Source organism: Streptomyces sp. NPDC033270 (assembly GCF_055576575.1).
This window is the reverse complement of sequence record NZ_JBVIRA010000004.1, coordinates 26,610-44,908: the sequence shown is the minus strand read 5'-3', so window position 1 is coordinate 44,908 and position 18,299 is coordinate 26,610. Positions and strand designations below refer to the sequence as shown.

General features: G+C 72.0%; 12 protein-coding genes. 9 read left to right on the top strand and 3 right to left on the bottom strand.

All coding sequences use genetic code 11. The features are described 5' to 3' along the window. Nucleotides 1-133: 133 nt before the first annotated feature. The gene (locus ACZ5XZ_RS08290) at nt 134-2,509 is read right to left on the bottom strand and encodes a DEAD/DEAH box helicase (protein WP_468975392.1); all 2,376 of its coding nucleotides are present in this window, start codon (nt 2,507-2,509) and stop codon (nt 134-136) included. Between the two features lie 162 nt (nt 2,510-2,671). On the opposite strand from ACZ5XZ_RS08290, the gene bldG reads away from it, so the two are divergent. The 7 genes from bldG to ACZ5XZ_RS08255 all read left to right on the top strand — a co-directional run bounded on the left by bldG (nt 2,672) and on the right by ACZ5XZ_RS08255 (nt 10,284). Continuing rightward, the gene (gene bldG, locus ACZ5XZ_RS08285) at nt 2,672-3,013 is read left to right on the top strand and encodes an anti-sigma factor antagonist BldG (protein WP_004571875.1); all 342 of its coding nucleotides are present in this window, start codon (nt 2,672-2,674) and stop codon (nt 3,011-3,013) included. Nucleotides 3,014-3,122: 109 nt separating this feature from the next. After that, complete coding sequence (locus ACZ5XZ_RS08280; RefSeq protein WP_468975390.1) at nt 3,123-3,566, top strand: ATP-binding protein; 444 nt, start codon at nt 3,123-3,125, stop codon at nt 3,564-3,566. Nucleotides 3,567-4,452: 886 nt separating this feature from the next. Next, a complete protein-coding gene (locus tag ACZ5XZ_RS08275) occupies nt 4,453-6,858 on the top strand; it encodes a sodium-translocating pyrophosphatase (protein WP_468975388.1) in 2,406 nt (801 codons plus the stop codon). A 219-nt stretch (nt 6,859-7,077) separates the two neighbouring features. Further along, nucleotides 7,078-7,653 (top strand): small secreted protein, encoded by a 576-nt coding sequence (locus tag ACZ5XZ_RS08270; RefSeq protein WP_468975387.1) that lies wholly within the window; start codon nt 7,078-7,080, stop codon nt 7,651-7,653. Nucleotides 7,654-7,785: 132 nt separating this feature from the next. Further along, nucleotides 7,786-9,345, top strand: coding sequence for a DUF7059 domain-containing protein (locus tag ACZ5XZ_RS08265; protein WP_468975385.1), 1,560 nt, complete (start codon nt 7,786-7,788; stop codon nt 9,343-9,345). 142 nt (nt 9,346-9,487) lie between these two features. Next, nucleotides 9,488-9,685 carry a hypothetical protein gene (locus ACZ5XZ_RS08260; protein WP_468975383.1) on the top strand — a complete coding sequence of 66 codons (198 nt, stop codon included), beginning with the start codon at nt 9,488-9,490 and terminating at the stop codon, nt 9,683-9,685. Between the two features lie 194 nt (nt 9,686-9,879). Further along, nucleotides 9,880-10,284: a hypothetical protein gene (locus ACZ5XZ_RS08255; protein WP_468975382.1), complete on the top strand. Its 405-nt coding sequence runs from the start codon at nt 9,880-9,882 to the stop codon at nt 10,282-10,284. A 79-nt stretch (nt 10,285-10,363) separates the two neighbouring features. On the opposite strand, the gene ACZ5XZ_RS08250 is transcribed toward ACZ5XZ_RS08255, so the two are convergent. Both ACZ5XZ_RS08250 and ACZ5XZ_RS08245 read right to left on the bottom strand, forming a co-directional pair. After that, complete coding sequence (locus ACZ5XZ_RS08250; protein WP_468975380.1) at nt 10,364-10,789, bottom strand: DUF2752 domain-containing protein; 426 nt, start codon at nt 10,787-10,789, stop codon at nt 10,364-10,366. Continuing rightward, nucleotides 10,786-11,370: a hypothetical protein gene (locus tag ACZ5XZ_RS08245; protein WP_468975378.1), complete on the bottom strand. Its 585-nt coding sequence runs from the start codon at nt 11,368-11,370 to the stop codon at nt 10,786-10,788. Before ACZ5XZ_RS08245 ends, ACZ5XZ_RS08250 begins: the two co-directional genes overlap by 4 nt. Before the next feature lie 523 nt (nt 11,371-11,893). Here ACZ5XZ_RS08245 and topA point away from each other — a divergent pair. Together topA and tmk are read left to right on the top strand one after the other, a co-directional pair. Then, nucleotides 11,894-14,737: a type I DNA topoisomerase gene (gene topA / locus ACZ5XZ_RS08240; RefSeq protein WP_468975376.1), complete on the top strand. Its 2,844-nt coding sequence runs from the start codon at nt 11,894-11,896 to the stop codon at nt 14,735-14,737. A 121-nt stretch (nt 14,738-14,858) separates the two neighbouring features. Continuing rightward, nucleotides 14,859-18,101 (top strand): dTMP kinase, encoded by a 3,243-nt coding sequence (tmk, locus tag ACZ5XZ_RS08235; RefSeq protein WP_468975375.1) that lies wholly within the window; start codon nt 14,859-14,861, stop codon nt 18,099-18,101. Nucleotides 18,102-18,299: the final 198 nt, after the last annotated feature.

Sequence of the window (18,299 nt, the reverse complement as noted above, 5' to 3'; positions counted from 1 at the left end):
CGGGCCGGCGCCCGCGGGGTCGGCGGGGCGGCTGGGGCGTGGAGATCCGGCAGGAGCCCGGACTGGGCCGGGCGGGGCGCGGCCGTCCGGTAGGGGCCACCACCGGCTCGCCACGGACGCCGCCGTGGGACCGCTACGCCCCCGGCCGGGTTCCCTCCGGCGCTCCCCGCAGCAGCTCTGCCAGCAGGCGGATCGCTCCCCGCTTGTGGAGCGGGTCGTTGCCGTTGCCGCACTTGGGGGACTGGATGCAAGAGGGGCAGCCGGCCTCGCATTCGCAGGACGCGATGGCGGTGCGGGTGGCGGTGAGCCAGTCGGCGGCCGTGTGGAAGGCGCGTTCGGCGAAGCCGGCGCCGCCGGGGTGGCCGTCGTAGACGAAGACGGTCGGCAGCAGGGTGTCCGGATGCAGGGGGAGCGAGACGCCGCCGATGTCCCAGCGGTCGCAGGTGGCGAAGAGCGGCAGCAGGCCGATCGAGGCGTGCTCCGCGGCGTGCAGCGCGCCGCCCAGCTGCTCGGGATTGACGCGGGCGGCGTCGAGTTGGTCCTCGGTGACGGTCCACCACACCGCGCGGGTGCGCAGCGTACGGGGCGGCAGATCGAGCTTGGCCTCGCCCAGGACCTCCCCCGTGATGAGTTTGCGGCGCAGGAAGGAGACGACCTGGTTGGTGACCTCGACGGAGCCGAAGCAGAGCCGGGCGTCCCCCCAGGGGACCTCGGTGTCGGTCTCCAGGATGGCGATGGCCGTGGTGTCGCGGGCGGTCGTCGAGTAGGGCGGGCTGGACTCCTCGACGAGGGCGACGTCGTCGTCCAGGTCGAGGTGCTGGACCACGTAGGTGCGGCCCTGGTGGAGGTGGACCGCGCCGTCGTGGACGGTGGTGTGCGCGGCGGCGGCGTCGACGGTGCCCAGCAGCCGCCCGGTGCCGGCCTCCACGACCTGGATCGGCGAGCCGCCCTGGCCGCGGATGTCGGTGAGGTCGGCGGCCCGCTCGCGACGCGTCCAGTGCCAGGCCGTGGCGCGCCGGCGCAGCAGGCCCGCGGCCTCCAGCTGCGGCATCAGCCCGGCGGTCGCGGGCCCGAAAAGCGGGAAGTCGGCTTCGGTGAGGGGGCGTTCGGACGCGGCCGCGCACAGGTGCGGGGCGAGCACGTAGGGGTTGTCGGGGTCGAGCACGGTCGACTCGACGGGCTGGTCGAAGAGGGCTTCGGGGTGGTGGACGAGATACGTGTCCAGCGGGTCGTCGCGGGCCACGAGCACGGCGAGCGCGCCCTGCCCGGCGCGCCCGGCGCGCCCCGCCTGCTGCCACAAGGAGGCGCGGGTGCCGGGATAGCCGGCGATGACCACGGCGTCGAGGCCGGAGACGTCCACGCCCAGTTCGAGCGCGGTGGTGGCGGCCAGGCCGAGGAGATCCCCGCTGTGCAGGGCGCGTTCCAGGGCGCGGCGCTCCTCGGGCAGATAGCCGCCCCGATAGGCGGCGACACGCGCGGGCAGCGAGCGGTCGACCTCCGCGAGCCGTTCCTGGGCGATCAGAGCGATCAGCTCGGCGCCGCGCCGGGAGCGTACGAAGGCGACGGTGCGTACGCCCTGGACGGCGAGGTCGGTGAGCAGGTCCGCGGTCTCGGCGGTGGCGGTACGGCGGACCGGCGCGCCCTGTTCGCCGTGCAGCTCGGTCAGCGGCGGCTCCCACAGCGCGAAGACCAACTCGCCGCGCGGCGAGGTGTCCTCGGTGATCTCCACCACGGGCAGACCGGTGAGCCGGGTCGCGGCCTGGGCCGGTTCGGCGGCCGTGGCGGAGGCGAGCAGGAAGACCGGCTCGGAGCCGTAGCGGGCGCAGACGCGGCGCAGCCGGCGGACGACCTGCGCGACATGGGAGCCGAAGACACCCCGATAGCTGTGGCATTCATCGATGACGACATAGCGCAGCGCCCGCAGGAAGGAGGACCAGCGGGGGTGGGACGGCAGGATGCCGCGGTGCAGCATGTCGGGGTTGGTCAGGACGTAGTTGGCGTACTGGCGGACCCATTCGCGTTCCTCGACGGGGGTGTCACCGTCGTAGACCGCGGGCCGGACGGCGGTGCCCAGAGGGGCGGCCAGCTCGCGTACGGCGCGCCGCTGGTCGGCCGCCAGCGCCTTGGTGGGGGCCAGATACAGGGCTGTGGCTCCCCGCCCGTTCGGAGCCTCGGAGCCGTCCAGGAGCGCGGAGAGGACCGGTGCGAGATACGCCAGGGACTTGCCCGAGGCGGTGCCGGTGGCGACGACGACCGACTCGCCGCGCAGTGCGTGTTCGGATGTCCGTGCCTGGTGGGCCCAGGGTCGATCGATTCCGGCCGAACGGATGGCGTCGATCACTTCCGGTCGGATCTGTTCCGGCCAGTCGGCATGGCTGCCGATGCGCGGGGGCAAGTGCTCCGTATGAGTGATGCGCGCAGCGCGGGTCGCGCCCCGGGCGAGACGTTCGAGAATCATGCCTGGGGAAGGACGCGCGCCCGCATCCGGCGGGAGTCGATTGGAGGCCATCGGCACCGAGTGTGTCACCGGAGTGACGGACAATGCTCAAAGGGCGTCGTGCACGCCTACTGGTAAGTGATTGAATGCCATTGCGGCTGCCAGATCCGCCCCTACCTTCGGTGGGGAGGCCCCAGGGGGGCGACCGCTCGATAGCAAGGTGCTGGAGGATCCGTGGACCTGTCCCTGTCGACCCGGACCGTTGGCGACCGTACGGTCGTCGAGGTCGGTGGCGAGATTGATGTATACACCGCGCCCAAGCTGCGGGAGCAGCTGGTCGAGCTTGTGAACGACGGAAGCTACCACCTCGTGGTGGACATGGAACGTGTCGACTTCCTGGACTCCACTGGGCTCGGCGTGCTGGTCGGCGGGCTCAAGCGGGTGCGTGCCCATGAGGGCTCGCTGCGCCTGGTCTGCAACCAGGAGCGCATTCTCAAGATCTTCCGTATTACCGGCCTGACCAAGGTGTTCCCGATTCACACCTCGGTGGACGAAGCCGTCGCAGCCACTGACTGACGGCTTGCCGGTGCCCCCGTGCCAGCCGGTGCGGGGGAGGAAGTAGTGGGGGGTACCGGACCGGTGTCCGGCCCCCTGCGCCGCACGCCCGCATATCGAGGGGGATGGCATGGCCACCGTCGAACTTCGCTTCAGCGCCCTTCCCGAGCATGTCCGTACCGCGCGACTGGTCGCAGCTGCCGTGGCCCGGCGCGCCGGGGTGGACGAGGCCGTGCTGGACGAGGTGCGGCTCGCCGTCGGTGAGGCCTGCAGCCGGGCCGTAGGGCTGCATGAGAGCCATGACATCTCGGCGCCGGTGCGGGTGCTGCTGATCGAGGACGAGAAGAAGTTCTCGATCGAGGTGGGCGACGGGGTGTCCGGCGGCCCCGGGGCGGCCGGTGCGCGGGGCTCCGACGAGGCCGAGAGCGTCGCGGAGAGCGACGCCGAGGGCGAGGACGAGATGGGCCTCGCCGTGATCAGCGGGCTGGTCGATGACGTCGAGGTGACCTCCGGCAAGGACGGCGGGATGATCCGCATGACCTGGCCCACGACGACAGCCGCCGTCCTGCCTTAGCGCGGGAGCGCCGGCTTGGGCGCGTAGAGGGGCGCCGGCCTTGGCGCCGAGCGCGCGAGCCGTATGCGAGCGCGCCAGCCGTACGCGAGCGTGCCTGTCGGCCCCGTACCTGGTGCCGGCGGCTTCGGCAGGGCCCGAGTCCGATGGTTCGCCATCACCGACGCCGAGCCACGTGATCACCGCAGGCCGACCACGGCATCACTGAAGACGGCCCCTCGCATCACCGCGGACGCGCGGGTACGCCCGTCCGTCCACGCTGCCCCTCGCGTCACCGCTGACGCGCCGGTGCGCCCGTCCACCCCGCCCTGACGGCCCCGGCCCCAAGTCCTGGCCCCGATCCCGGCGGCCCGCCCGGGTACCGCTGACGACCCCCAGGAGCGCCCCCCAGGCGAACCCGCCCGCAGCACCCCGCAGGACCTCGGCCCGCCTCCCCCCCCGGGCACACCACCCGCCCACCCATGCGTTGCGATCCGGACTCGATCTGACGGCCTATCACCGTCCCTCGGCGGGCGTCGGGTGGTGACCCGCGCGTCCCGGGTCACCCGATCGGCCGCGTCCGAGCGGCTCAATTCTCCCCGCCGTCACGCCCGCCACAACCGGCCCGGGTGCCGGGACCGCCCCCTTTGAGCAGCGGCGATCAATGGGCGGGCAATTGACGATCAGTACGACATCGAGATCATCGGGCCGCGGTCAGCCAATTCGCGCCTTTCCTTCGTCCGGGCGAATTCCGTGTGCCGCCAGCCTTTTGATCTTCGCCGCTACCGGCGAATTCCCTTTGACGCGCCCTGTTTTGATCAACGGCGGCTCCCTACAATCCGTCCACATCTTGCTCAGGACGCCTGAGCGTGCTTCCGCGCGCCCATGTGCCAAACGTCAAGGAGGACGAATGGCGGGGCCTTACACCCCTCAGTTGCTTGACACCCCCTCTTTTCTGGCCGGGCCCTCGCTGACGGCAGGCAATCGCGGCATCGTGCTGGTGATCGCCGTGGTCGCCCTGGCGGCGCTGGCTGTCGCGGCGGTGCTGGTTCGCCAAGTGCTCGCGGCCGGCCAGGGAACCGACAGTATGAAGAAGATCGCGGCGGCCGTGCAGGAAGGCGCGAATGCCTACCTGGCACGGCAGTTGCGGACCCTCGGCGTATTCGCCGTCGTGGTGTTCTTCCTGCTCATGCTGCTGCCCGCGGACAACTGGACGCAGCGCGCCGGACGCAGCGCCTTCTTCTTGATCGGTGCCGGATTCTCGGCGGCCACCGGCTATATCGGCATGTGGCTCGCGGTCCGCGCCAATGTGCGGGTGGCGGCGGCCGCCCGGGAGGCCACTCCGGCCGAGGGCGATAAACGGGAAAAGGATCTTACGGCGGTCTCGCACAAGGCCATGAAGATCGCTTTTCGCACCGGTGGCGTCGTCGGCATGTTCACCGTGGGGCTGGGCCTGCTCGGCGCGTCCTGTGTGGTGCTCGTGTACGCGGTCGACGCGCCCAAGGTGCTGGAGGGCTTCGGCCTCGGCGCCGCACTGATCGCCATGTTCATGAGGGTCGGCGGCGGCATCTTCACCAAGGCCGCGGACGTCGGCGCCGACCTCGTCGGCAAGGTCGAGCAGGGCATCCCCGAGGACGACCCGCGCAACGCCGCGACCATCGCGGACAACGTGGGCGACAACGTCGGGGACTGCGCCGGTATGGCGGCCGACCTCTTCGAGTCGTACGCGGTGACCCTGGTAGCCGCCCTCATCCTGGGCATGGCGGCCTTCGGCAACGCCGGGCTCGCCTTCCCGCTGCTGGTCCCGGCCATCGGTGTGGTCACCGCGATGATCGGCATCTTCGTCGTCGCGCCCCGGCGCAGCGACCGCAGTGGCATGACGGCGATCAACCGCGGGTTCTTCATCTCCGCGGCCATCTCGCTGCTCCTGGTGGCCGCCGCGGTGTTCACCTACCTGCCGTCCAGCTACCGGGACCTGAAGGGCGTCACCGACCCGGACATCCTCGGCCGCAGCGGCGACCCCCGGATCCTGGCCCTGGTGGCGGTCGCCATCGGCATCGTGCTCGCCGCGCTGATCCAGCAGCTGACCGGCTACTTCACCGAGACCAACCGGCGGCCCGTCAGGGACATCGGCAAGACCTCGCTGACCGGCCCGGCCACCGTCATCCTCTCCGGCATCTCGATCGGCCTGGAGTCGGCCGTCTACTCGGCGGTGCTGATCGGCCTCGCGGTCTACGGGGCGTTCCTGCTGGGCGGCGCCTCCATCATGCTGGCGCTGTTCGCGGTGGCGCTGGCCGGCACCGGCCTGCTGACCACGGTCGGCGTGATCGTGGCGATGGACACCTTCGGCCCGGTCTCCGACAACGCGCAGGGCATCGCGGAGATGTCCGGCGATGTCACCGGTGACGGCGCGAAGGTGCTGACCGACCTGGACGCGGTCGGCAACACCACCAAGGCCATCACCAAGGGCATCGCCATCGCGACGGCCGTACTGGCTGCCGCCGCGCTCTTCGGCTCGTACCGGGACGCGATCGCCACCGCCGTACGCGAAGTCGGCAGCGCCGCCAGCGGGATGGGGCTCAGCCTGGACATCTCGCAGCCCAACAACCTGGTCGGGCTGGTCCTCGGCGCCTCGGTCGTCTTCCTGTTCTCCGGGCTGGCGATCAACGCGGTGTCGCGGTCGGCGGGCGCGGTGGTCTTCGAGGTGCGCCGGCAGTTCCGGGAGAAGCCCGGGATCATGGACTACACCGAGACGCCGGAGTACGGCCGGGTCGTCGACATCTGCACCAAGGACGCGCTGCGCGAACTGGCCACCCCCGGGCTGCTGGCGGTGCTCACCCCCATCGCGGTCGGCTTCTCGCTCGGCGTCGGCGCGCTCGGCTCGTTCCTGGCGGGCGCGATCGGCACCGGCACGCTGATGGCGGTCTTCCTCGCCAACTCCGGTGGTGCGTGGGACAACGCCAAGAAGCTGGTCGAGGACGGCCACCACGGCGGCAAGGGCAGCGAGGCGCACGAGGCGACGGTCATCGGCGACACCGTCGGCGACCCGTTCAAGGACACGGCGGGCCCGGCCATCAACCCGCTGCTGAAGGTCATGAACCTGGTGGCGCTGCTGATCGCGCCCGCTGTGGTGAAGTTCTCGTACGGCGAGGACAAGAGCCTCGGCGTACGGCTCGTGGTCGCGGTGCTGGCGATCGCCGTCATCGTCGGCGCGGTCTACGTCTCCAAGCGGCGCGGAATCGCCGTAGGTGACGAAGGCAACTCCGAAGACTCGGAGAGCATCGCCAAATCGGCCAAGACGGCCGTGGCGTCCTAACGGGCCGAGCACCTTCGAAAGGCTCGCGGACCGCTCAACTGGGCGGGTGGACGGCGTTTTTCACACGCGCCGGCCACCCGCCCTTTCGGCTGCCCGGGTGGCCCTGAGGTCCTTGGTGCAAATGGCTGCAATGAGGGGCGGAGGCAATGCCCGACCCATGGGCCAGGCCCTTTGGGCGTGTATGTTCCGGGGCCGAGAGCCATGGAAGGGACCAATCCGGTGAACAAGAAGCTTGTGGCTGCACTGTCCGGCGGTGCGGCACTGGTGCTCGCGCTGACCGGCTGCAGCGAGGACAACAGCAAGAAGCTCAACGACTGGGCGAAGACGTTCTGCGACTCTGCGCAGGCTCAGTTCAAGAAGATCCAGGATGCCAACGCCGCCATGCAGACTGCCGACAATGGCAGCACGGACTCCAAGAAGGTCCAGCAGACCGACTCGAAGGCGTTCCAGCAGATCTCCGACGCCTACGCCACGCTGGCCAAGAACCTGGACAAGGCCGGGCCACCGCCCGGCGAGAACCCCGAGGCGCAGAAGCACGCCGTCACGGAGCTCAAGTTGCTCTCCCAGGGATACGCGAACCTCAAGAAGCAGGTCGAGGGCCTGAACACCAAGGACAAACTCAAGTTCGCGGACGGTCTGCGCGATCTGTCCAGCGGCATCAACAAACTCAACAAGCAGAGCGAGGCGGCCTTCAAGAAGCTGGAGTCCGGCGAGGTCGGCACGGCGATGGCCGGCCAGTCGGGCTGCCAGAGCAGCCAGGGTGTATCCGGGGCCCCGTCGCCCAAGAAGTCCTAGAATCCGGCCGGCGTACGACGCCTGGAACCGGTCCGGCGTGCAGGGATCGGCAACGGATCCGTACGGCCCGGCGACGCGCCCGAGGCGGGCGTGGCGCCGGGCCGTCGCCGATTGTCAGTGGCAGGGCCGACAATGGGGGATGTGAGTACGCACCTCCCCACCGCAGATGCCCAGGACCCCGAGAGCAGCGCCCGCACCGCCCGGCTGCGCGAGGCGCTGCTGGCCGCCGCCTTCACTGCCGACGGGTTGCTGGACCTGCTCGGCGCCCCGGCCTACGCCGCGCTGGCCCGCAGCGAGACCGTTCCCGCGCTGCGGGCGACCCGCGGCGACAGCCCGTTGGAGACGCTGGTACGGCTCTTCCTGCTCCAGCGTCCGGTGGAGCTGCGGCGGGCGCGGGCGGCGCTGCCGGTCGAGGACTGCCTCGCCGACGGCTGGCTGGTGCAGGACGGCGACGAACTGCGCGCCCGTGTGGATGTACGCCCGTACGGCGGCCCCGAGGGGCAGGACTGGTGGATCGTCTCCGACTTGGGCTGCGCGGTCGGCGGCGCCGGCGGCATCCGGGGCGCCGGGGAGGCCGAGCGCGCGCAGCTGGTGCTCGGCGTCGGCGGCGCCTCCACGACCCTCGCCGGGATCACGGTCCGCCGGCCGGTCGCCAAGGCGCTCGATCTCGGTACGGGCTCCGGCATCCAGGCGCTGCACGCCGCCCAGCACGCCACCCGGGTCACGGGCACCGACCTCAACCCCCGCGCGCTGCGGATCGCCGCGCTGACGCTGGCGCTCTCCGGGGCGGGCGCGGCGGACCTGCGCGAGGGCTCGCTGTTCGAGCCGGTCGGCGACGAGACGTACGACCTGATCGTGTCCAACCCGCCGTTCGTGATCTCGCCTCTGGCGTCCGACGGGGCGCGGCTGACCTACCGGGACGGCGGCATGGGCGGCGACGACCTGTGCCGGACGCTGGTCCAGCAGTCCGCCGCGCACCTCAACGACGGCGGTTACTGCCAGCTGCTGGCCAACTGGCAGCATGTGGCGGGCGAGGAGTGGCACGACCGGCTGCGCTCCTGGGTGCCGCGCGGCTGCGACGCCTGGATCGTGCAGCGCGAGGTGCAGGACATCACCCAGTACACCGAGCTGTGGCTGCGCGATGCCGGTGACCACCGCGCCGACGCCGGGGCGTACGCCGCGCGGTACGACGCCTGGCTCGACGAGTTCGAGGCGCGCAAGACCAAGGCCATCGGCTTCGGCTGGATCACGCTGCGCAAGTCCGGATCCGACACCCCGTCCATCACGGTCGAGGAGTGGCCGCATCCGGTCGAACAGCCGCTGGGGGAGTCGGTCGTGGGGCACTTCGACCGCCAGGACTTTCTGCGGGCCACCGACGACGCGGCGCTGCTGGCCGGCCACTTCCGGCTGGCCGACGAGGTGGTCCAGGAGCAGGTCGGGCTGCCCGGCGCGGAGGACCCCGAGCATGTGGTGCTCCGTCAGAACCGCGGTATGCGAAGGGCGACGAAGGTGGACACCGTCGGTGCGGGCTTCGCCGGGGTGTGCGACGGCTCGCTGCCCGCGGGGCGGATCCTCGACGCCATCGCCCAACTCGTCGGCGAGGACCCGGTCCTGCTGCGGGACCGCACACCGGCCTCCATCCGGATGCTGGTCGAGCAGGGGTTCCTGGAGCCGGTGGCCGAGGCCGACTGACGGCCGGAAGAGAGGAACGGAAGGGCCGCAGGCCAGGGGAGGGCTGAGGCAGGGGCCCGGGTGAGCGGGTCCGTACGGGACAGGCGGAAGTCGTTCATCCGGTGTTCGCCCGGATGCCGTCCTGGGGTGTCACGCTGCCCGCATGGAGAGTGGACCCGAGGTGTTCGCCGGTGCGGCCTTCGCACTGTTCGGCGCCGGACTGCTGGTGTGGACGGGAGTCTGCGCACGGACCGGCCAGCCGGTCGCCGAGGGCGTCAGCCGGCCGGTCGCCGCCCTGGCGGCGCTGCTGGCAGGAGTGGCGTTCCTGGCCACCGGGGGCTGGCTGCTGGCCACGCTGTAGCCGCCCTCGCGGCCCGCCTTGCTGCCGCGCCGATGAGCCACCCCGACAGATCGCTCCGTGTGCTTCCGGACAGTTCTGTAACAGCCGGCCGACAGATGGCCGATATGTGCCGTTACGTGGAACGCCGGCAGGCCCCTGGCCATGTTCCTCGGTGAAGGTCGCCAACGGCCCTACACCGTCAGTGAGGAACTCCCATGAACCGTGCACTTCGCTACGCCACCGTCGGCGTCATCGCCGTCTCCCTGCTGGCCGGCGGCTCGGCCGCCGCCTTCGCCGCGCCGCAGGACCTCCACACCGCCAAGCCGGTCGTGGCCTCCGCCCCGGCCGCCGCCTCGCTGACCGCCAAGGCCAGCGTGAACTCGGTCAAGGCCTGGCAGGAGTTCCGGATCTCCGGCGTCGCCAAGGGCATCAAGGCCGGCAGCAACGTCACCGTCCAGCAGAAGCAGGGCACGAAGTGGGTGTCGCTGCCCGCGAAGGCCCCGGTCAACAAGAGCGGCGCGTACTCGGTACGGGTCAAGCTCGGCATCAAGGGCGCCAACCAGCTCCGCATAGCCGCGGGCAGCACCATCTCGCCGGTGGTCGCGGTCACCGTCCGCTGACGTCGAGACCGTCCACGCACGTCCGGCGGACGGCCGGGGCGCGCTCCGCGCGGCGCGCCCCGCGGCCGCCGGACACGCCCTACCCCACCAGATTGCGGGCGACCATCCACACCGCGCCGATGCCGAGCACCACGGCGTTGGTCCGGGCCGTCAGCCGCATCCGGTGGGCCCGCCCGCGCAGCCCCGCGACCAGCCAGCGCACGGCGACGAACGCCACGGCCGGCACGCCCAGGGTGAGGAGCACGGCGTTGTCGTGGAAGGCCGCGACGACATCGCCGTGCATCAGGTCGTACGCCATCCGCGTCCCGCCGCACCCCGGGCACAGCAACCCGGTGCACCACTTGAACGGGCAGGCGAGCAGCGCCTGTCCGGGCTGGTGCGGATTGGTGTGCCAGAGGTAGACGGCCCCCGCCCCGCCCACGCCGAGCGCGATCGACGCCCGGCGCAGGGTGCGGCTCCGGATCGACGCCCCGGTGGGCGGCTGAGCGGGCTCCAGGGGGGTCACACGCTCAGCGACCTGGCGTAGTTGACCTGGTTGAGCACGAACATCACCTGCTCGCGCGACTGCACCGGGATCATCGTGGAGTGGTGCCGGCCCCCGCTGTTCACCGTGACCTGCACGAACCCGGTCGTCACCCGCTCCTTCATCAGCAGGAACAGCAGGCCGAGCAGGCAGAAGAGGAAGAAGACGATGGCGAGGACGACTGCGTGCGCCGGGATCTTCTCCTCGGTCCGCGACATGTCCGTCGCCGTCCAGATGGCGCCCTTGAGGGGCATCGGCCCGGCCGGTGTCATGATCGTGTCGCCGCTCACCGCTATGTCCCCGAGCGACAGCGACATCCCGCCGGCCTGGGGCGCGGCCTGGAACACGCCGGGCGCCGGCGGCGGCGGAGCGCTCGGCGGGAAACCGGGCGGGGGCGGCTGCGAGCCGGCCTGCGGATAGCCGTATCCGGGCTCGCCGGGGTGGCCGCCCTGTGGGTATCCGTAGCCGGAGTCGGCGGGCTGGCCGCCGGCAGGTGTGGCGTACGGATTCTGGCCGGGCTGGCCGGGCTGCTCCGGTGGCGGTCCGGGGTACTGGTTCGCCATGGGTGATGTCCCCCCGAGTGTCTGCGTGACCACGGCAGCGCTCGGCTCGAGCGGTGAGCCGTGCCGTGTGTTCGTCCTGCGCCCATCCTGCCAGCCCGCTCACATGCCGTATCAAGGTGATGACGGGATCTGGCGCCGCCTTGTGACCGTCGCCGGTGCCGTCGGCGCGGCGGCGGGGACACCGGGCGCACCTGTGTACCCGCACGCGGCCCGTCACTCTGCGAGATCATCGGCGGGCCGCCGGTAGCGGGTGCGCAGGTCGACCGGGGAGGGCGCCGGGAACCGCCGCGGACCCGCCATGATCCATCCGACCCGCTCCGGGGCCCGTGAAGAGCGGCTGATGCGGTCCGGGCGGCATGAAGCCATGTAGTCGGGTTACCGTTCGAGTGGCGTTGCGGGGTTTTTCCGTTTGACACGGGGGCGGGAGGTACCGTCACACTCCGCAGCGTCAAGCGTCACCGCAGTGCGCCCCGGCGTCCCGGCCGGGGAGCAATCCCAGCGTCGACCGGAGAGAAGAGCGAAGTTGTCCCCGACCAGCGAAGCCACAGAGGGCGGCGGCCGCCGACTTGTCATCGTCGAGTCGCCTGCCAAGGCGAAGACGATCAAGGGCTACCTCGGCCCTGGCTATGTGGTCGAGGCCAGCGTGGGGCACATCCGCGACCTGCCCAACGGCGCGGCGGAGGTCCCGGCGAAGTACAAGGGCGAGCCCTGGGCCCGCCTCGGCGTGAACGTCGACGCCGACTTCCAGCCGATCTACGTCGTCAACAGCGACAAGAAGGACCAGGTCAAGAAGCTCAAGGAGCTGCTGGCCGAGTCCGACGAGCTCTACCTCGCCACAGATGAGGACCGCGAGGGCGAGGCCATCGCCTGGCATCTGCAGGAGATCCTCAAGCCCAAGGTCCCGGTCCACCGGATGGTCTTCCACGAGATCACCAAGGACGCGATCCGCGAGGCCGTCGCCAACCCGCGCGACCTCAACCAGAAGCTGGTCGACGCCCAGGAGACCCGGCGGATCCTCGACCGCCTCTACGGCTACGAGGTCTCGCCGGTCCTGTGGAAGAAGGTCATGCCCCGGCTGTCGGCCGGCCGTGTGCAGTCCGTCGCGACCCGGCTGGTCGTCGAGCGGGAGCGCGAGCGCATCGCCTTCCGCTCCGCGGAGTACTGGGACCTGACCGGCACCTTCTCCACCGGCCGGGCCGGTGACGCGAGCGACCCGTCGACCCTGACCGCCCGCTTGAACACCGTCGACGGCCGCCGGGTCGCCCAGGGCCGTGACTTCGGTCCCAACGGGCAGCTCAAGAACGACGTGCTCCATCTGGACGAGGCGAACGCCCGCGCGCTCGCCGCCGCCCTGGAGAACACCGACTTCGCGGTGCGCTCGGTGGAGTCCAAGCCCTACCGCCGCTCGCCGTACGCCCCGTTCCGCACGACGACCCTCCAGCAGGAGGCCAGCCGCAAGCTCGGCTTCGGCGCCAAGGCGACCATGCAGGTGGCGCAGAAGCTGTACGAGAACGGCTTCATCACCTATATGCGTACGGACTCCACCACGCTCTCGGACACCGCGGTCGCCGCGGCCCGGGCGCAGGTGACGCACCTGTACGGCGCGAACTACCTGCCGGACAAGCCGCGCACGTACGCCGGCAAGGTCAAGAACGCCCAGGAGGCGCACGAGGCGATCCGCCCCTCCGGCGACCGCTTCCGCACCCCGGCCGAGACCGGGCTGACCGGCGACCAGTTCCGGCTCTACGAGCTGATCTGGAAGCGGACCGTCGCCTCGCAGATGAAGGACGCCACCGGTAACTCCGTCACGGTCAAGATCGGTGGCCAGGCCGCCGACGGCCGCGAAGCCGAGTTCACCGCGTCCGGCAAGACCATCACCTTCCACGGCTTCCTCAAGGCCTACGTGGAGGGCGCCGACGACCCCAACGCCGAGCTGGACGACCGCGAGCGCCGGCTGCCGCAGGTCGCCGAGGGCGACGCGCTCGCCGCGCGGGAGATCACCGCCGACGGGCACGCCACCAAGCCGCCGGCCCGCTACACCGAGGCCACGCTGGTCAAGGAGCTGGAAGAGCGCGAGATCGGCCGCCCGTCGACGTATGCGTCGATCATCGGCACGATCCTGGACCGCGGCTATGTCTTCAAGAAGGGCACCGCGCTCGTCCCGTCGTTCCTCTCCTTCGCGGTGGTCAACCTCCTGGAGAAGCACTTCGGCCGTCTGGTCGACTACGACTTCACCGCCAAGATGGAGGACGACCTCGACCGCATCGCCCGTGGCGAGGCGCAGGCCGTGCCGTGGCTGCGGCGCTTCTACTTCGGCGAGGGCGAGGCCGAAGGGGCCGCCTCGGACGCCGGCAACGGCGACGGCGACCACCTCGGCGGGCTGAAGGAGCTGGTCGAGGACCTGGGCGCGATCGACGCCCGGGAGATCTCCTCGTTCCCGGTCAGCGACGACATCAAGCTGCGGGTCGGCCGCTACGGCCCGTACATCGAGCGCGGCGAGAAGGACTCCGAGGGCCACCAGCGGGCCGACGTCCCCGACGACCTCGCGCCCGACGAGCTCACCGTGGAGTACGCGGAGGAGCTGCTCGCCAAGCCCAGCGGTGACTTCGCGCTGGGCACCGACCCGGTCAGCGGCCACGAGATCGTCGCCAAGGACGGCCGCTACGGCCCGTACGTCACCGAGATCCTGCCCGAGGGCACCCCGAAGACCGGGAAGAACGCGGTCAAGCCGCGTACCGCCTCGCTCTTCAAGTCGATGTCCCTGGACACGGTGACCCTTCAGGACGCGCTCAAGCTGATGTCGCTGCCGCGGGTCGTTGGCAAGGACCCCGAGGGCGTCGAGATCACCGCGCAGAACGGCCGCTACGGCCCGTACCTGAAGAAGGGCACCGACTCGCGCTCCCTGGAGAGCGAGGAGCAGCTCTTCACCATCACCCTCGACGAGGCGCTGGCGATCTACGCCCAGCCCAAGCAGCGTGGGCGGGCCGCCGCCAAGCCGCCGCTGAAGGAGCTGGGCACGGACCCGGTCAGCGGCAAGCCGGTGGTGGTCAAGGACGGCCGCTTCGGCGCGTACGTCACCGACGGCGAGACCAACGCGACGCTGCGGCGGGACGACGACGTCGAGACGATCACCGCCGAGCGCGGCTACGAGCTGCTGGCGGAGAAGCGCGCCAAGGGCCCGGCGAAGAAGACCGCCAAGAAGACGGCGGCGAAGAAGACGACGGCCAAGAAGACGACCACGGCGAAGAAGACGACCGCCAAGAAGACCGCGGCCAAGAAGACGACCACGGCGAAGAAGACGACCGCCAAGAAGGCGACCGCGAAGACCGCGGCGGCCAAGAAGACGGCGGCGTCGGCCGACGACTGAGACCGTGCCGGACGGCTCCGGGCGCAGGACAAGGGCGGGCAAGACGGACGTGTTCCGTCGAGCCCGCCCGTTTGTTCGGGCAGGCGCCCGACGGCGCGGACCGTCCCTATAGGCTGGCGAGATGACGCGTACCGAGCAGCCAACGGTCGTGACCCCCACTTCAGGCGCCCTGGCGGCGGATTCCCGCGAGCGCGCGGTGCGAGCCCTGCTGCGCTTCCCCCCTCTGAAGCGACTGTGGAGCGCCCAGTTTGTCGGGGGCATCGGCGATGCCCTGTCCATGCTTGTCCTGATAGTGCTCTCCCTTCAGGCGGCGCTGTACGTACCGGTGGGGGGCGAGGCCGTCTTCGGTGGCGGCTATCGGGGCATCGCCCTGGCGGTCACCACGGTCTTCGCGGCCCGGATGCTGGCGATGCTGCTCTTCGGGGCCGTCCTGCTGGGGCCGCTCTCGGCGCTCACGGCGCCCTCCGGGCCGCTGGACCGGCGCTGGACGATGATCGGCGCGGATGTGCTGCGGCTCGCGCTGCTGGTGATCGCCCCGCTGTGGATCGACTGGACGCCGGCCGACGCGCTGGCCTGGCTGCTGGTCACGGTCTTCGTCACCGGCGTCGCCGAACGCTTCTGGACCGTCTGCCGGGAGAGCGCGGCCCCCGGACTGCTGCCCGCCCCGCCCCCGGAGGGCGCCGCGGTGCGGCCGCTCCCGGACAACATGGACGCCCTGCGCCGGCTCTCGCTGCGCACCACGTTCGTCTCGTTGCCGATCGCGGCCGCCGCCCTGGTGGTCGTCACGCTCCTCAGCAAGCTCCTGGGCACCGGCATCGACTGGTTCGACCTCCACCAGGTCGCGCTCGGCTCCTATGTGGCCGCGGGGCTGTTCGCCGCCTCCGTGTCGATCCTCTACTTCATCGAGCTTCCCGGTACGCAGACGCCGCGGCCGAGGTCCCCCCTGGAGGGGCTGCGCCGCCCGAAGGCCACCGCTGACAAGGCGGAGGGTGCCCGGCCGGGCGGCGACAAGGGCCGTACGGGGGCGATCCCGCTGCTGGTGCTGGCCTGCGCGGCGGTCGCCGCCGGGATCGCCGCGGCCGTCGCGCTCGCCGTACTCCACGCCTACGACCTGTCGGGCGGACCGGCCACCTTCGCGCTCCTGGTGCTCGCGCTGACCGGCGGTACGGCCGTCGGCATCCGCGGCGCCCGCCGGGTGCTGCCCGCGCTCTCCCGGCGCCGGCTGCTCGCCCTGGCGGTCGCCGCCACCGGCCTGGCGCTGCTGGCCATGGGCCTGGTGCCGGACGTGACGACGGTCGTGGTGCTCGCGCTGCTGGCCGGCGTCGCCGCCGGCATCGCCGCCAATACGGGGCACACCCTGCTGGACCAGGAGTCCGAGGAGTCCCGCACCGCCCGGACGACCGAGCATCTGCAGGCCGTCGTACGGCTCGCGATCGCACTGGCCGCCATCGTCTCGCCCCTGCTCGCGGCCGCCATCGGTCCGCACCACCTCGGCAACGCCACCTTCGACTTCTCCTACGGGGGCGCGGCCTACACGCTGATGCTGGTCGGCGCGCTGCTGCTGCCGGTCGCCGCCTGGGTCCTGAGCAAGCTCGACGACCGCGAGGGCGTGTCGCTGCGGCGCGATCTGCGCGAGGCGCTGCGCGGCGGCGACCCGTCGCAGACGCCCGCCGCCACGGGCTTCTTCATCGCCCTGGAGGGCGGCGACGGCGCCGGCAAGTCCACCCAGGTCGAGGCGCTCGCCGAGTGGATCCGCGCCAAGGGCCACGAGGTCGTGGTGACCCGTGAACCGGGCGCCACCGCCATCGGCAAGCGACTGCGCTCGATCATCCTGGACGTCTCGACGTCCGGGCTCTCGGACCGTGCGGAGGCGCTGATGTTCGCCGCCGACCGGGCCGAGCACGTCGACAGCGTCATCCGGCCGGCCCTGGAGCGCGGCGCGGTCGTCATCACCGACCGGTACATCGACTCCTCGGTCGCCTACCAGGGCGCCGGGCGCAACCTCGCGCCCACGGAGATCGCCCGGATCTCCCGCTGGGCGACGGACGGCCTGGTCCCGCACCTGACCGTGCTCCTCGACATCTCCCCCGAGACCGCCCGCGAGCGCTTCACCGAGGCACCGGACCGGCTGGAGTCCGAGCCCGCCGCCTTCCACCAGCGGGTGCGGGCCGGCTTCCTGGCCCTGGCCGCCGCCGACCCCGCGCGCTATCTGGTCGTCGACGCCGGGCAGGAGCCCGAGGCCGTCACCACCGTCGTGCGCCACCGCCTCGACCAGGTCCTCCCGTTGTCCGAGGCCGAGGTCAAGGCGCAGGCCGAGGCCCGTAAGGCGGCCGAGGAAGAGGCCCGCCGCAGGGCCGAGGCGGAGGCCGCGCGCAAGGCGGAGGAGGAGCGCCTGGAGCGTGAGCGCCAGGAGCAGCTCGCCAAGCTCCGCGCCGAGGAAGAGGAGCGCAAGCGCCAGGAGGCCGAGCAGGCCAAGGCGCTGGAGGCCGCCCGGCAGGCGGCCGAGGCCCGGCAGCGCGCCGAGGAGGCCCGCCAGGCGGCGGAGGAGGAGCGGCAGCGCCGCGAGGCCGAGGAGCGGGCCCGCCAGGCCGAGCAGGAGCGGCTGCGCAAGCAGCACGAGGAGCAGGCACGGCTGCGCCAGGAGGCCGAGGAGCGCCGCCTGGAGAAGCAGCGCAAGGCCGAGGAGGCCCTGCTGCGCGCCGAGCAGGCGCGGGTGGAGGCGGCCGAGGCGGCGGCCGCGGCGGAGGCCAGGGCCCGCGCGGAGGCCGAGGCGCCCACCGCGGAGACGCCGGTGGCCGATCTGCGCAAGCGGCTGGGCGAGGACGGCTCGGCGGACGCCTCCGCCGGTTCCGGATCGGACCAGGAGCGTACGGAGTCGCTGTCGTGGTCCGAGGCGCCCCGGGGCGGCGAGGCGTCCGGCGCGGCGGACGAGACGGCCGTGCTGCCTTCGGTGCGCGAGGAGCGGGACGGGCGGGGGAGCCACGGCTCCGACGCGGAGCAGACCACCGTGCTGCCACCCGTACGGCCGGACGGACACTCCGATGGCGCACGGGAGGGTGACCCCGCAGACCGGGTTCCGCCGTGGATGTTCCGCAAGGAAGCCCCGAACGAGGAGGCCGGGGGCTCCTCCGCCGCCGAGTCGGGCGTGGAGCGAACCCGTGAACTCCCGCAGGTCGACCCGTCGACGGGCCGCCCGGCCCAGCCCCCGCAGCGCAGCCGCCCCCGCCCCGAATGGGCGGAGGAGACCCCGCTGGACGACCTGCCGACGCTCGCCGACGAGCTGCTCGGCCCGCACCAGGGCGACGACGCGGACGGCGGCGCGGGCGACGACGGCGACCGGGGCGGTCGGGGACGGCGGAGCTAGGGGAGCCCGCGGGGTACCGTCGTCCGCCCGTAGGGCGGGGCCAGGCGGGACTTCGCGGATACGCCCAAGGCGCATCCGGCCGAACGGCGAGGGCCTGGAACACCGGCCGTGGGGGGGGGGGGGGGGGGGGGGGGGGGGGGGGGGGGGGTGGTGGGGGGTGGGGGGGGGGGGGGGGGGGGGGGGGGGGGGGGGGGAGCG